14 protein-coding genes are annotated in these 15,108 nt (G+C 61.2%); 7 read left to right on the top strand and 7 right to left on the bottom strand.

The features are described from left to right. Positions 1-18: 18 nt before the first annotated feature. The 5 genes from K5X80_RS13170 to K5X80_RS13190 are packed head-to-tail and all read right to left on the bottom strand — an operon-like array spanning position 19 to position 6,530. Entirely contained in the window at positions 19-2,136 is a 2,118-nt protein-coding gene (locus K5X80_RS13170; RefSeq protein WP_222560462.1) for a malate synthase G, read from the bottom strand. Positions 2,137-2,141: 5 nt separating this feature from the next. After that, positions 2,142-2,570 (bottom strand): GlcG/HbpS family heme-binding protein, encoded by a 429-nt coding sequence (locus K5X80_RS13175; RefSeq protein WP_222558179.1) that lies wholly within the window; start codon positions 2,568-2,570, stop codon positions 2,142-2,144. Further along, positions 2,567-3,877 (bottom strand): glycolate oxidase subunit GlcF, encoded by a 1,311-nt coding sequence (glcF, locus tag K5X80_RS13180; RefSeq protein WP_222558180.1) that lies wholly within the window; start codon positions 3,875-3,877, stop codon positions 2,567-2,569. The genes K5X80_RS13175 and glcF overlap by 4 nt, the downstream gene beginning before the upstream one ends. Beyond that, the gene (locus K5X80_RS13185; protein WP_222558181.1) at positions 3,877-5,034 is read right to left on the bottom strand and encodes an FAD-binding protein; all 1,158 of its coding nucleotides are present in this window, start codon (positions 5,032-5,034) and stop codon (positions 3,877-3,879) included. The genes glcF and K5X80_RS13185 overlap by 1 nt, the downstream gene beginning before the upstream one ends. A 2-nt stretch (positions 5,035-5,036) precedes the next feature. Beyond that, on the bottom strand, positions 5,037-6,530 hold the full coding sequence (locus K5X80_RS13190; protein WP_222558182.1) for an FAD-linked oxidase C-terminal domain-containing protein: 1,494 nt from the start codon (positions 6,528-6,530) through the stop codon (positions 5,037-5,039). An 89-nt stretch (positions 6,531-6,619) separates the two neighbouring features. Here K5X80_RS13190 and K5X80_RS13195 point away from each other — a divergent pair, with 89 nt between their 5' ends. Continuing rightward, positions 6,620-7,516, top strand: a complete 897-nt coding sequence (locus K5X80_RS13195; protein WP_222558183.1) for a LysR family transcriptional regulator — start codon at positions 6,620-6,622, stop codon at positions 7,514-7,516. 58 nt (positions 7,517-7,574) lie between these two features. Here K5X80_RS13195 and K5X80_RS13200 read toward each other — a convergent pair whose 3' ends face one another. Together K5X80_RS13200 and K5X80_RS13205 are read right to left on the bottom strand one after the other, a co-directional pair. Further along, the gene (locus K5X80_RS13200; protein ID WP_222558184.1) at positions 7,575-8,462 is read right to left on the bottom strand and encodes an LLM class flavin-dependent oxidoreductase; all 888 of its coding nucleotides are present in this window, start codon (positions 8,460-8,462) and stop codon (positions 7,575-7,577) included. Between the two features lie 123 nt (positions 8,463-8,585). Further along, complete coding sequence (locus K5X80_RS13205) at positions 8,586-9,620, bottom strand: NADP-dependent oxidoreductase (RefSeq protein ID WP_222558185.1); 1,035 nt, start codon at positions 9,618-9,620, stop codon at positions 8,586-8,588. Between the two features lie 306 nt (positions 9,621-9,926). Between K5X80_RS13205 and K5X80_RS13210 the strand changes: the two genes are divergently transcribed. The 6 genes from K5X80_RS13210 (at position 9,927) to K5X80_RS13235 (ending at position 15,097) form a co-directional block, all read left to right on the top strand. Continuing rightward, positions 9,927-10,166: a hypothetical protein gene (locus K5X80_RS13210; RefSeq protein ID WP_222558186.1), complete on the top strand. Its 240-nt coding sequence runs from the start codon at positions 9,927-9,929 to the stop codon at positions 10,164-10,166. Beyond that, complete coding sequence (locus tag K5X80_RS13215) at positions 10,166-10,321, top strand: glycine zipper domain-containing protein (RefSeq protein ID WP_222560504.1); 156 nt, start codon at positions 10,166-10,168, stop codon at positions 10,319-10,321. Before K5X80_RS13210 ends, K5X80_RS13215 begins: the two co-directional genes overlap by 1 nt. A 253-nt stretch (positions 10,322-10,574) precedes the next feature. Further along, positions 10,575-11,330 carry a helix-turn-helix domain-containing protein gene (locus K5X80_RS13220; RefSeq protein ID WP_222558187.1) on the top strand — a complete coding sequence of 252 codons (756 nt, stop codon included), beginning with the start codon at positions 10,575-10,577 and terminating at the stop codon, positions 11,328-11,330. 212 nt (positions 11,331-11,542) lie between these two features. Beyond that, a complete protein-coding gene (locus K5X80_RS13225; RefSeq protein WP_222558188.1) occupies positions 11,543-12,313 on the top strand; it encodes an SDR family NAD(P)-dependent oxidoreductase in 771 nt (256 codons plus the stop codon). A 131-nt stretch (positions 12,314-12,444) separates the two neighbouring features. Beyond that, a complete protein-coding gene (locus tag K5X80_RS13230) occupies positions 12,445-14,667 on the top strand; it encodes a TonB-dependent receptor (RefSeq protein WP_222558189.1) in 2,223 nt (740 codons plus the stop codon). Positions 14,668-14,677: 10 nt separating this feature from the next. Further along, positions 14,678-15,097, top strand: a complete 420-nt coding sequence (locus tag K5X80_RS13235; RefSeq protein WP_222558190.1) for a nuclear transport factor 2 family protein — start codon at positions 14,678-14,680, stop codon at positions 15,095-15,097. Positions 15,098-15,108 lie beyond the last annotated feature (11 nt).

The raw sequence follows: 15,108 nt of genomic DNA on the forward strand, positions 1-15,108 counted from the left end.
GCCTCTCATCCCTTCCGATTAAGTTCTCCCCGCCTCATCCTTCACCGCTGCACGGAACCGATGCAGCAGCGGTTCGGTATAGCCGTTGGGCTGTTCGAGCCCTTCGAAAATCAACGCCCGCGCGGCCTGGAACGCCATACTGTCATTCGGAGCGAGCGCCATCGGGCGATAGAGCGGATCGCCAGCATTCTGCTGATCCACTTTCTCCGCCATCTTGAGCAAGGCCGCTTCCACCGCAGGGGCATCCACCACCCCGTGCAGCAGCCAGTTGGCGATATGCTGCGAGGAAATGCGCAGCGTGGCACGATCTTCCATCAGGCCGATATCGTGAATGTCGGGCACTTTGGAACATCCCACGCCTTGATCGACCCAGCGCACGACGTAGCCCAGAATGCCTTGTGCGTTGTTTTCCAGTTCGTCACGGATTTCCTCGGCCGACCAGTTGACGCCATTGGCGACCGGAACGGTCAGGAGCTTGTCCAGCGGTGCCACCGGTTCCGCGCTGCGTTCCGCCTGCCGGGCGAAGACATCGACCAGATGATAATGAGTGGCATGCAGCGTGGCCGCCGTTGGGCTGGGCACCCACGCGGTGTTGGCCCCGCTCTGCGGATGGCCAATCTTCTGATCCAGCATATCGGCCATCCGATCCGGAGCGGCCCACATGCCCTTGCCGATCTGCGCCTTGCCCGAAAGGCCGCAGGCCAGCCCGATCTGGACGTTGCGATCTTCATAGGCCGCGATCCAGTCGCTGCTTTTCATCGCACCCTTGCGCAGCATCGGCCCGGCACGCATCGAGGTGTGCATCTCATCCCCCGTGCGGTCGAGGAAGCCTGTGTTGATGAACACGATGCGATCCTTCACTTGCGCGATGCAAGCTGCCAGATTGGCCGATGTACGCCGTTCTTCATCCATCACACCGACCTTGATCGTGTGCCGGGAGAGACCCAGCAGGTCTTCGATGGCATCGAACAGACGGTTGGTGAAGCCGGCTTCGTCCGGCCCGTGCATCTTGGGTTTGACGATGTAGATCGAACCGGCGCGGCTGTTGATCAGGCCCCCCTGCCGCTGAAGATCGTGCAGACCGATCAGACTGGTCACGATCCCATCAAGAATGCCTTCGGGCGCTTCGCCGCCATCGGGCAACAGCACGGCGGGCGTGGTCATCAGATGGCCGACATTGCGGACGAACATCAGGCTGCGGCCGGGCAGGACCAGTTCCGACCCATCAAGCGCGATGTAGCGGCGATCCTGTTCCAGCCTGCGCGTCATGACGCGGCCATTCTTTTCGAACGAGGCTTCCAATTCGCCGCGCATGATGCCCAGCCAGTTGGCGTAGGCTTCCACCTTGTCCTGCGCATCCACGGCGGCGACGGAATCTTCCAGATCGGCAATCGTGGTCAGCGCTGATTCCAGCACGATATCCGCGATCCCCGCCGGATCGTCCTTGCCGATGGGATGGCTGCGGTCGATCACCAGTTCGATATGGAGACCATTGTGGCGCAGCAGCAGATTGTCACCTGCGCGCGCGATCAGGCATGCCGGATCAGCCAGTTGCGGCAATCCGTCATTCGTCCAGTCGGTCCAGCTTCCCGCGGCGAGAGGCACGGCCCGGTCGAGGAAATGCTTTGCCCAGGCGATCACCTGCGCGCCGCGCTGCGGATCGTAGCCCTTGCCCGCTGGCGCGCCAGGCACGGCGTCCGTGCCATAGAGTGCGTCATAGAGGCTACCCCAGCGCGCATTGGCGGCATTGAGCAGGAAGCGGGCATTGAGGATCGGCACGACAAGCTGCGGCCCGGCGCTGGTGGCGATTTCGGCATCGACCTTGTCCGGGGCAATGGCGAAGGGCGCAGGCTCATCTACCAGATAGCCGATCTCTTTCAGGAACGCCTGATAAACATCCTGCGCAATCGGCTTGCCCGCGTGGGAGAGATGCCAGGCATCGATCTGGGCCTGAATATCGTCACGCTTTTTCAGCAGTGCGGCATTTTCAGGCCCGAAGCGCCGATATATGTCCGCCACGCCCTGCCAGAAGGCATCCGGATCGATACCGGTGCCGGGAATGGCCCGATCTTCCAGAAAGCTGGCGAGCGAAGCGGCGACTTTCAGCCCCGCGCGATCGAGGTAGGTTTCCGTCATCGTCATCAATCCTGCGCCTTGAGGCCCGCTGCCGCGATCCCAGCCAGCGCGCATGCTTCGTCATTGTCGGACGTATCGCCGGTGATCCCCACCGCGCCCATGGGCATGCCGCCAGCGTCGACGACAATCACCCCGCCCGCCGCCGGGACCACGCCATGCGGTGCAATCGGTCCCAGCGATGCCACGAACGAGGGCCGTTCTGCCGCCATTTCGCCGATCTTGCGGCTGGATACGCCGAGGCCCAGCGCACCTCCCGCCTTTGCGCAGGCGATCTGCGGGCGCAGGGTCGATCCGCCATCCTGCCGCTGGAACGCGATCAGGTGGCCGCCCGCGTCCATCACCGCCACGGTCAGTGGCTTGAGACCGAGTTCCTTCCCTTTCGCGAAGGCCGCGCCTATCAGCGTGTTGGCTTGCTCAAGCGAAATAGAGGTCAATGGGATTTCCTTTCGTTATGCTGTTCGAGCATGCGTGGCATCGGGCCGCCCGTGGCCCAGTCCAGCAATTCGATGGTATGGACAACCGGCGTTCCCGCCCGTTGCCCGATCTGTGTAGCGCAGCCGATGTTGCCGGTGGCGATCACGTCCGCGTCCAGCTTTTCCAGATTGGCGATCTTGCGCGCGCCCAATTGCCCGGCCAGTTCAGGTTGGAGGATATTGTACGTTCCCGCCGAACCGCAGCACAAATGCGCTTCGGCGGGAGTGCGCACGTCATATCCGGCATTGGCCAGCAAACGCTTTGGCAGGTCGACGACTTTCTGCCCGTGCTGCAGCGAACAGGCCGCGTGATAGGCGACCCGCACATTCCGCCCATCGCCTGCGGGTATCTCCGCTTCGGCCAGAAATTCCGAAATATCCCTGGCCAGTGCGGCAACGCGCTGCGCCTTCTCCGCATAGGCGGGATCGTTGCGCAGCATGAACCCATAGTCCTTGATCGTCGTGCCACAGCCGGACGCGGTGATTACAATAGCGTCCAACCCGCCGTCAGCGATCTCGCCCATCCAGGCATCAATATTGCGCCTTGCGGCGGCCAGACCCGCTTCTTCCTTGCCCAGATGGTGAACCAGCGCGCCGCAGCAGCCCTCCCCTTTGGCGAACACGACATCGTATCCGGCCCGGTTGATAATCCGTACGCTCGCATCGCGGATTTCGGGGCGCAGGACGGGCTCGGCGCATCCCTGAAGCAGCGCTACGCGCCCTTTTGCCGCCGAAACCGCTGATGGCGTTGCCGATGGCTTGGGCGGAAGTTGCGCCGGCGCAAGCGCCAGCATGGCGGAAATCGGCGGCATGCCCGTAATCCGTTCAGCCAGCGATGCGCCCGGACGGGCCAGCCGCGCCAGCATCAACGCCAGCCGGAACCGGCGCGAATAAGGCAGAACCTTTGCCAGCACCGAGCGAATAAACCTGTCGCGCCAAGGGCGGCGATAGCGCGCCTCGATATAGGCCCGCGCGTGGTCCACCAGATGCATGTAATTGACGCCGGAAGGGCACGTGGTCATGCAGGAAAGGCAGGAAAGGCAGCGATCGATATGCTTGACCGTATCGGCGGTAGGATCGCGCTGGTTTTCCAGCATGTCCTTGATCAGATAAATACGGCCGCGCGGCGAATCCAGTTCATCGCCCAGCAGGACATACGTCGGGCAGGTCGCCGTGCAGAAACCGCAGTGCACGCATTTGCGGATCACGGCTTCGGATGCCGCCATGGCCGGATCGGCCAACAGTTCGGGTGGAAAACCAGTCTGCATCAGAAGCGCCCCGTTTCAAACAGGCCCACCGGATCGAAGGCCCGGCGAACCCGCTCCTCCAACGCAGCCACGCCGGGGGCAGGAGGATGAAAGGCAGGAACGATTGCCCGGTGCTCTTCGCTACCGCGTACGAGTACCGCATGGCCGCCCGCCTCCGCCACAGCCGTACGAAGGGCCGCAGGCTCTTCATCCGATACCAGCCAGATCAACCCTCCAGCCCAATCGAGCAGGAATCGGCTCTGCTCCCGGCGCGGCGGCGTCAACACTTCGCACGCGCGGCTGGGTGGAACATGGATGCGCCAGAGCATTCCTTCTGTCCCCAAGGAGGCCAGCGTATGCAGATCGGTCCAGCGGGCGTCCGCTGCGCCTGCATCAGGAATTCGCACTGTTCCGAAATCGGCCAGCAACGGCCCCAACATCGCGCAGCGTGCGGCGACGGACGGGCCGAACCCCTGTATCCGCAACAGTGTCGCACTTTCACCGTTGTGCAGGGAAGCCGGAATATAGGCGGCAGCGGCCACTTCGGCCTGTGATCCCATGGCCCGCGCCATGGCGGCAACTGCACGCTCCTCGTCCAGTCCGATCAGCATCCGTGTCGCGCTTTCGCGTGGGCGCGGCAGGACTTTGATCGTCAGTTCAGTCATCGCGAACAGACGGCCCCAGCTTCCCACGGCGAGCTTGGGCAGATCGTAGCCCGTCACATTCTTCACGACTTTCGCTCCGGCCGCGAAAATCTCGCCCCGCCCGGACACGGCTCGAAAGCCCAGCAGATGATCGCGCGCCGCCGATGCGGAAATGCGCTGCGAACCTGAAACGCCCGCCGCCATCACTCCGCCGATTGTCGCCTGCCCCGACGATGCACCGTAGATGGGTCCGTGATCGAACGGCTCGAACGCCAGCATTTGTCCCGATGCTGCGACCAGTGCCTCAACCTCAGCCAGCAGCGTTCCGGGTTTTACCGTCAGAACCAGTTCCGCCGGATCGTAATCGACGATCCCGGCCAATCCCGCCATGGGCAATGCGCGGGCATCCACCGTGCGGCCGAATCCGGCCTTGCTGCCACCGCCCGTAATGGCCAGTTTCACGCTGCCGCGCAGAGCATCGGCAACCGCATCGGCGACATCGCTTTCACATGTGGGGACTACGCTGGCTGCCATCGTCAGAACCGTGGGAGATCGGGAAACGGTACTTGTCCATGATGGACATGCATGCGGCCCAGTTCGGCGCAGCGATGGAGCTGCGGGAAGACCTTACCGGGGTTGAGCAGCAATTCGGGATCGAACGCGCATTTGACGCGCTGCTGCTGTTTGAGATCGGTATCGCTGAACATCACCGGCATCAGGTCCCGCTTTTCGACCCCCACACCGTGTTCGCCCGTCAATACGCCACCCACTGCCACGCACAGGCGCAGGATATCGTTGCCGAATTCTTCGGCCCGATGCAGTTCGCCCGGTTTGTTGGCATCGTAGAGGATCAAGGGGTGGAGATTGCCGTCGCCCGCGTGAAAGACGTTGGCGACTCCCAGGCCATACTTTTCGGACAGGGCCGCCATCTGTTCCAACACTTCGGGCAGACGGCGGCGCGGAATCGTGCCATCCATGCAGTAATAATCGGGCGCCAGCCGCCCAACTGCCGGGAACGCGGCCTTGCGGCCCGCCCAGAACGCCAGCCGTTCCTCCTCGCTGCGCGAGGTCCGGATGCTGACCGCTCCGTTGCGGCGGGCAACTGCTTCCACTTCGCCGAGAAGATGGCTGCATTCCGCTTCCGGTCCATCGAGTTCGACGATCAGCAAGGCCTCCACGTCCAGAGGATAGCCGACATTCACGAAAGCTTCAGCGGCATGGATGGCAGGGCGATCCATCATCTCCATGCCGGCCGGGATAATCCCTTCGGCAATCGTGTCAGCCACGCATTGTCCCGCGCTTTCGACATCGGGAAAGCCAATCAGCAGGGCCCGCGCGGTCTGCGGCTTGGGCAATATCCGGACCGTCACTTCCGTCACCACCCCGAGCAACCCTTCGGATCCCACGATGACGCCGAGCAGATCGAGCCCGCCCGGATCGAGGTGCCGCCCGCCAATGCGGAGCACTTCCCCGTCCATCATCACGATTTCGCAACCAAGGACATTGTTGGTGGTCAGGCCATATTTCAGACAATGCACGCCGCCCGAATTTTCCGCGACGTTGCCGCCGATCGAACAGGCGATCTGGCTGGAAGGGTCAGGCGCATAGTAGAAACCGCGCTCTTCAACCGCGCGGGTAATCGCCAGATTGGTCACGCCCGGTTGAACGATGGCCAGCCGGTCATGGTAATCGATTTCCAGCACGCGCTTGAATTTCCCGAGACCGAGGAGCACCGCATCGGCCAGCGGCAGCGCCCCGCCCGACAGAGATGTGCCCGCGCCGCGTGGAACGACTTTCACCTTGTTGGCATGACACCACGCCAGAATACGCGACACCTGCTCCGTCGTTTCCGGCAACACCACGACCATCGGCGGCTGGCGATAGGCAGTCAGCCCATCGGATTCATACGGGCGCAGGCTTTCCTCATCCGCGATCACGCCTTCGCCGGGAACAATGGCGCGCAAGGCCGCCACGATTTCAGCACGGCGGGACAGCGTTGCCTGATCGGGTTCCGGCATGGTTAGCGACATGATCACCTCTCGGCAGCCAATCTATCTGCTTGGCTATTCCTCCGGAAGACGATAAAAATTCCAAATACTTTTTCTTAAAAGGAAACAATTTGAAAGATTCCGATTACGGCTTGTTTGCGCGCATTGTCGAAGCAGGTAGCCTGTCCGCTGCCGCCCGGGCGCTACAGACCTCGCCCGCGATGGCATCCAAGCGGCTATCGCGGCTGGAACAGCGGCTAGGGGTCCGGCTTATTCATCGGACCACCCGCAAGCTCGTGCTGACTGCCCCGGGGGAGCGCTTCTATGAAGATGTGAAGCGAGTTCTCGGAGCCATCGATGAAGCCGAAGGCAGGCTCATCGGCATCCGCAGCGAACCCAGCGGCCCCTTGCGCGTATCGGCCCCCACCTCCTTCGGACGCTTGCATATCGCGCCTTCACTCAACCTGTTTCTTGAACGGTTTCCGTTGGTGGAACTGGAACTCGATCTGACCGATGAAAACGTCGATCTCTATATGGACCGGGTCGATCTCGCGGTTCGCATCACTTCCGACATTCCCGGAAACGCCAGTGCCTGGCGCCTCGCGGCCAACCATCGCATCCTGTGCGCCAGCCCCGATTATATCGCCCGCAATGGCGCACCTGCCGATTTCACCGAACTCCAGCGGCATCGCCTGATCGCGGCTGATGGGCAATGGCCTTGGCGGCTGGAAAATGGCCCCTTGCGGCGCGTTGTCGATGGGAAAAGCCACGTTCGCACGAACTCCAGCGAGATCGTCCGCGAACTGGCGATTTGCGGTGTGGGTATCGCTTTGCGATCACTATGGGATATCGATTCCGCCTTGAAATCCGGTGCGCTGGTTCCTGTCCTTTCCGAATGGCAGGCACCTCCTGATCTCGCCATTTATGCGCTGCATCAGAAGACGCCCATACCTTCGGCTGCGGTCATGGCGTTCATCGATTTTCTGAAAGATATTCTCGACCCACCCCCATGGGATCTGACTATCTGACAATGTCGGAACGCGGGCCGGAAGATCATCATCCCTACGCACCATTCGGTGCGCGAAATCAGAGCTTCAGGTCGGCAAGGATTCGCACCAGCTTTTCGATCTCATCATAGTGGGCGGTCGCCGGGACGAGAATGCATTCATCCGCCCCCGACGCCCGGACATTCTCGATCGCTTCGATAATAGCCTGAGGAGTATGCCGGGTCATTGCGGAAGCCATGCCATGCGCCAGATCCTCTCCGGCATAACGCATGTAGTTGTAGGCATAATCATGCAGTTCACGCTTTGCATCAGGGGCAAGTGAATACCAGAACCCGCCAATCAAATAAGGCCGATCCGAACGTCCCGCTTCCATCCAGGCGCTCCGCGCCAGATCGAAGACGCGTTGATGCCCTTCACGGTCTCCCGGCATTGAAGGGGCGTAGATTCCATGGGCCCAACGCGCCGCGCGTGTGATCGCTTTTGGCCCCATGGCGCCTGCGAAGATCGGCAAATCACCGCCTTGTGGCGGGCGCGGGCCAATATCACCCGATCCTTCGAAGAGAGGCTCGCCGCGCCAGACCTGCTTCATCACGGCAACCTGTTCATCGAGCGTCTGATGCCGCCGTTCGAACGGCGCGCCCAAGGCCCGATAGTCAAGCGGGCGGCCGCCCACCCCCACCGTAACGGACACGCGTCCACCGGCAACGACGTCCAGCGTCGCGATTTCCTTCGCCGTCAGCACAGCGGAACGCATCGGCAGGACGTAGAGGGCTGGATTGAGCCGCACGCGTTCAGTCACGGCCGCGGCGGCGGCCATCAATGTGTGCATTTCATACGTATAATCGGTGATCCGTTCACCGCATGACATTGTGTCGAACGGTCCGGCATCGATTTCCCGCGCCCAGGTCAGAATGCGCGTCCGATCATAATCCCGCGCCATGTAAGGCAGGCACAAACCGATTTTCATATGCGCGCTTCCCTCTCGACGCCGATTATCAGGAAAGCCTTAACACCGACCTCGTGCGCAACCAAACCGAGAAGGTCTTGCCGGGTGAATTTCCAACGGCGTGCCAAGGCAATCCCAATTGCGTCAAACCGTCGATATGGCGCCTGACATACGATCATCCATGCGCACCACCGCTTTGCCCTTGGCGCGGCCCGCTTCAAGGTAAGCAAATGCCTGCCGGATTTCAGCAAAAGGGAACACGCGGTCTATTACTGGCTCAAGCTTTCCATCTTCGACCAATTGACCAAGTTCCCCCAGTTCCGTGCCGCTCGGATGCATGAACAGATAGCGGTAGGTTACATCGTGCTTTCGCGCTTCCGCACGTGATCCAAAGCTTGCGGCCCAGAACAGAGCGGCAAGCATCGCGCCCCGGCCCAGATCTTTGCGCGCGGTCTGAGGTTCAGGCATACCTGCGATCGACACCACTTTGCCGCGGCGCTTTACCACATCGAACGATTTCTTGAGCGTTTCCCCGCCCAGCAGGTCGAAAACGCCGTCCATATCGCGGACATGATCTTCGAAATGCTGCGTGGTGTAGTCAATCACCACGTCGGCCCCCAGCCGCTCGACAAGCGCCTTGCCGCGCGGCGATGCCGTGGTCGTGACCTCCGCCCCCAGCCATTTGGCGAGCTGGATGGCAAACGTCCCGACGCCGCCCGCGCCGCCGGGGATGAACACCCGGCTCCCCGCTTTCAAATGCAGTTCATCACGCAGCGCCTGCAGTGCCGTAAGCCCCGCGAGCGGAATGCCCGCCGCCGTCTCGAAATCGATGGACGGCGGCATCTTTGCCGGAAGACTGTCCGGAACGGCCGCATATTCGGCGAAAGCTCCCATCGAATCTTTCGTCATACGGGCGAATACGCGATCTCCCGGCGCAAAGCGGGTCACGCCTTCACCACACGCTTCAACGACACCTGCCAGCTCATTGCCCATGACAATCGGCAAGGGATACCGCTGTACGGCCTTCAACATACCCTGACGGGTTTTGAAGTCCACGGGATTGAGGCCCGCCGCATGAACACGTACCAAGACCTCTCCCGGTCCGGGATGCGGTTGCGGCATCTCGCGCAGTTCGGCCGCTTCCGGCCCGCCGTATTTCGTCAGGACAAATGCTTTCATAGAGCGATTATGCCTGAAAAATTATGTCTTCGATATTCGTATGGTGACCTAGGGCATAGGCAAAGCGCTTATTATAAATGTAAGCACAACACAGCGGGAATGAAAGCCGCTCCGCACCATTAGAGACTAAAGCGTATCCGTCCTAATTTACCAAGCGACATGGCCCCACCCAGCTCTGACAGTCCTATTTTGCAGGAATCGCAGACTATCAACGAACGGGCTGAAGTGCATTGAGCGCAAGCCAAGGGCCTGCCGTCGCCTGCTGGTTGTTTGCGCGCCAAGGCGATGTCTACAATCGCTGTATTCATGAACGGCGCGTTCGTGCGCATGGCCGGCAAGCTGCAAACGCCTGGCTTCGCCAGGAAGGCGAGGCACTCGGCCGCCGGGCAGGTGCCAGAGCGAAAGCAGGAGCGCAGTGCTGAACTGTCGCGCCCGCTGATCGCCGCGGCAGCATTTTGTGACCTGTCAGGCTGGGAAGCCGCGCTTCCAACAAATGCCTTCTCTGTGGACCGAGCGCCATACTTGGAGCACGCATTGGATATATGATGGGCAGCAAAGAATTCGCCAGTCTTACTTTGGGCATCGTGCTCGGCGTGGCCATCGGGATGGCGCTGGGCAATGTCGGCATAGGGATTGGTATTGGCATAGCACTCGGCATTGCGTTTGGCCTTGCCTCACGCGGATCCGGCCCCAAGGACTGACCGCCTACCAGCAGTTGGCGATGGCAATCGGGCGCCCAGACAAAAGCAATGTGGCATAGTGCCAATCGCTTTCCTCAAGGCGTGCAAACAATGGCTCTCGCTTAAATCTCCTTCCTAAGCCCATTATTTATAAGCTTTATTTTATCCGTTGCACAGCAATCGCCCTCCACAGATGATAGCCCCTGCTCATCGTCGGCCTGTCAGGCACACATCTGCCTGCGACGCGAGAGAAAATACAGGGAGGTGCCGGGAAGTGCGCGAACTCGATGCATTTGAAAAGATGGAAGATGTCGAACGGTTGCTGAGGGCGTTGAAGCGTATCCTCCGGCAGAAAGGCATCCGGCAAGCACAGATTGCCGCGGAACTGGAAGTCAGCGAGGCCACCGTTCGCCGCTATCTTTCGGGCAAGGGCATGTCGTTGCAGGTCCTGGGACGACTATGCCAGATCGCGGACATCCGCATCATCGACCTCGCAGAGATGGCGCACAATGGCGAGGATGGCCTGATCCACCGATTGAGCAGTGCGCAGGAGCATGGTCTTGCGGAAAGCGTGATGTGCGCTTTCGTGTTCTATCTGCTGCGATACGGCTGGACGCCGGACGAGGCAGCGGTGGAATGCGGCCTGACCGAAGCCCAGCTTATTGCACATCTGGTCAAGCTCGATCGTCTGGGTCTCATCCGTCTCATGCCCAACAACAATGTCCGCATCCTGACAGTGAAATACCCCGACTGGCATCAGGGAGGACCGGTGCGCCGGACCTTCGACCGTTCGGCGCGCAAAATCTTCCAGACCATCGATTACAACGGACCGAGAGCGATCTGGGAAATGGAAACGCTCAAGCTGTCGCCCGCTTCCATCGTCCAACTAGACCTACTGATGAAGGATTTTGTCGGGGCCGTCCGTGCGCTGGCGCTCGACGACAGGAGGCAACAGCGTGCGCAGACCGAATGGCATTGTATCATCACGGCGGCCCACCCGGTGAATTTGCAGCAGATGCTAGACGAATAGCGATACTACCGGGGAGATTTCCAAAACCGCGCAAATAGTGTGCGGTTTTTCCTGCATCAGTTGACCGTTGCACGAAACTGCATTGCCTTGGCCAGTGGGGCATGCACTCATGCCAGCAGGCTGAAGCCACCCAGAAAAATCGGATCGATAACAGTGCCCTGACCAGAATGCTGGACAGGCAGAAGACGGTCGCGATCTGTAGGAGAGGATGCATGGGCAATGAGTTTCCCGACGGCGCCGCAATGGTGTTCGGCGGTAGCGGCGGCATTGGCCGGACGGTGGCCACCGCATTGGCACGAGCGGGCACGCCGGTCGCCCTTACGTATCGCAGCAATGAAAAGGCCGCGAATGCGGCACTCGAAGCCATTGAGGCGGCGGGTGTCGCAGGCAGCAAGCATGCCGTTGACGTCACCGACCCTGCAGAGATCGCGCGGGCATTCGGGGAAGCGGTCGATCGGCACGGGCGTATCCACACGGTGGTGTGGGCCGCCGGACCGCTGGTGACCCAGGTCCATCTGGCAGATACCGATCTTGCCGAATGGCGCCGCGCCCTGGATGTGGAAGTGAGCGGATTCTTCGCCACCAGTCAGATCGCCATTCCCCATTTCAGGACCCATGGCGGTGGCTCGTTTGTCACACTGGGATCGGCAGGGCACAGCCGCTGGCCCCACAAGGACGGGCTTTCGGTTGCCCCCAAGGCAGCCATAGAATCCCTCGTGCGGGGCATCGCCGTGGAGGAAGGGTCTCACAACATTCGCGCAAACTCCGTGCTCGTCGGTGTGATCGAAGCGGGAATGTTCAAGGAACTGCTGGAACAGGGCGTCTTCGACGAGGAATGGATTGCCGAGACGCGCAAGATGCTACCGCTAGTCCGCTGGGGACAGCCGGAGGAAATCGCCGAGGCAGTGACCTTTTTCGCATCGCGCCGGGCTTCCTATGTGACCGGGCAATCGATCAGTGTTTCGGGCGGCTTCGGCCTTTGACCGTGCAAATTCAAATATAAAACAAACAAATCGGGAGATGAAACATGTCTGCAAAGGGAGAACTTGCCTGTACGGCGATAACCGCCCTGGCGTTGGTGCTGGGATTGCCCGCCTCAGTGCGCGCGCAGGAGGTGCCAAAGCGAAGCGATGAGGGTTATTCAAACGCGGATGCTTTCGGAACGATCGTCGTCACCGCCCGGCGGCGCGAGGAGAATATCCAGGATGCGCCGCTGGCGATTACCGCGCTGAACGCGCAGGCGCTACGGAACATGAACGTGCAGTCGAGCACCGATCTCGACGCGCGCATTCCCAATCTCAGCCTTTCGCCCAGCCCGGGCAATGCCTCGTCGACGCTGGTCGCCTACATTCGCGGGATCGGCGAATATGCCCCCAATTTCACCAACGATGCCACCGTCGGCGTTTATGTCGACGGGGTCTATCGCGCACGGATGTCGGGCAACCTGTCGGACCTGATCGACATCGAACGGGTGGAGGTCCTGCGTGGGCCGCAAGGAACTCTGTTCGGCCGGAACACGACTGGCGGGGCACTGAATATCGTGACCAGACAGCCCGCGAGCGAGGCGGGTGCTGACTTGCGCTTTGGCTATGGCAGCGATGACGAGATCACCGCCAGCGGATCGTTCGACACGGGCGCGCTGGGCGACAGCGGTATAAAGGCGCGTGTCGGGCTCTACCGGCACCAACGCGACGGCTATGTCGACAACACGCTGACCAAGGCGAAGGACGATCCCGGCGCAGTCCGCACAACGGCCGTCAATGGCGCGATTACGGCGGAACTGGGCGATTTCACGCTGGATTATCGCGGAGACTATTCCCGCACCCGCGCGATCAGCAACGCCTCGCAGATCCTTGTCGCCTCGCAAGCCGTACAGGACTATTTCTCCAAATCGCCCGGCTATGGCGGCGCGCCCTTCATTGTCTCGGATCGCTACCTGTCGAAGCTGGCACAGGCGGGAACGTTGCCGGCCTCACGGATCGTGTCTTACGGGAATGCGCTGACGGCGGAATACCGCGTCAGCGACGCTTTCAGCGTGAAGTCGATCACCGCCTGGCGTTCCCTCTCGATCCGGGAGAACACCCAGCTTGACGGCAACGGGGCCCTGTTGGGTGAAGTGCTTGGCGCGGTCGGGCCGGTGCCGGTGAGCCCCTACGCCGCCGTTCCTTCCTCACGCCGCAAGCAGGATCAGTTCTCCCAGGAATTGCAGATTCTCGGCAAAGCAGGGGATTTCGACTATGTCGCCGGGCTGTTCTATTTCAATGAGAACGTCAGCGAATTCGCGCCCTATTTCCTGACGTTCGTGATCGACGCGAATACCGCGATGAACATGCAACCAACCACCGCCTACAACGCGGGCGCGAAATCCTATGCGGCCTTCGGGCAGGTCAGTTGGCGCCCCTCCTCGCTCGACGAGCGGCTCGAATTGACGGTGGGTGGACGATACACTCGCGACAAACGGACCATGGACCAGCAGAACAGCTTCGATGGCTTCCCCCTGCCCGACCGTTCTCTGAGCCGATCGTTTCGCAACTTCAGCTGGACGGCTTCGCTCAGCTACAAGTGGTCGCCGGATGTCATGACATTTGCCCGCGTCGCGACCGGATACAAGGCGGGCGGCTTCAACCCGCAGAGCGCCAATGACGGCTATGGCCCGATGAAGGCGGTGTCGGGCGAAATCGGCATCAAGGCCGATCTGGCCGACCGCCGCGTGCGGATCAACGCAACGGCATTCTACACCGATTACGATGATTTGCAGGTGACCCAATTCGTCGCCGGATCGAACGGCACCACGAACGAGACCGTGAATGCCGGCCGCGCCGTCTACAAGGGCGTGGAGCTGGAAGTGGCGGTAATCCCGGTGTCGGGACTGCGGCTGGAGGGGTCACTGGGGTACGTCGATCCAAAGTACAAGACATTCCTCTACCGCGATCCCGTGCAGGACAAGATCATCGATGTCGCCGATCAGGCCCGCTTTGCCTACGTCTCCAAGACAACCGCCCACCTCGCCGCGCAATATCAGACGCAGCTCGATATCGGGGAACTCACCCTGCGGATCGATTACAGCTATAAGAGCGGGCGCTACTGGAACGTGCTGGACCGCGACAGCCCATATAATGCGGCCATCAGAGGCGGTGCGGACAACAATCTCGGGGCACGCATCGCGCTGGGCAAAATTCCGCTGGCCGGGGGCGAATGGGAAGTGGCAGCATGGGGTGATAACCTGCTCAACAAACACGTGATCGTAGGCGGTATCGACTACGGCTCGCTCGGCTTCGGCGGGGTGACATACAATCGCCCGCGCAACGGCGGTATCGAAGTCCGGGCAAGCTTCTGAGGAGAGGATCATGCTGAAAGACGTGTTCCTGGAAACCTATGCCACGATCCCCGCAAGTGTGGACCGCACGCGGATCAAGCAGACGGTGGCCGCCTATCTCGCGTCGTATGCCGACAACGACATCACCGGGCGAGCGGCGCTGTTCGCAGACGAAGTCGTGGCGGAGGAGCCTGTCGGCACACCGCCGATCGAAGGCCTCGCGGCGCTCAAGGCCTTTTGGCAGGGTAGTCGCGACGCCGGGTGGAGCGTCGCCAATCGCCTTAAGCGGATCATCGTCAATGGTAACGAGGCCTGCATCGTGTTCGAATCGGACCTTGCGGTTCCCGGCCAGGGCGCAGTCTCGCTGGAAGTGTTCGAAACGCTGGCTTTCGATCAGGAGGGCCGCATTCTGCGCCTGCGCGCTTATAACGACGAGAGTTGCCTGCGCTGAAACCAGAACAA

The organism is Caenibius sp. WL (assembly GCF_019803445.1).
In the GTDB taxonomy this organism is placed as follows: Bacteria; Pseudomonadota; Alphaproteobacteria; order Sphingomonadales; family Sphingomonadaceae; genus Caenibius.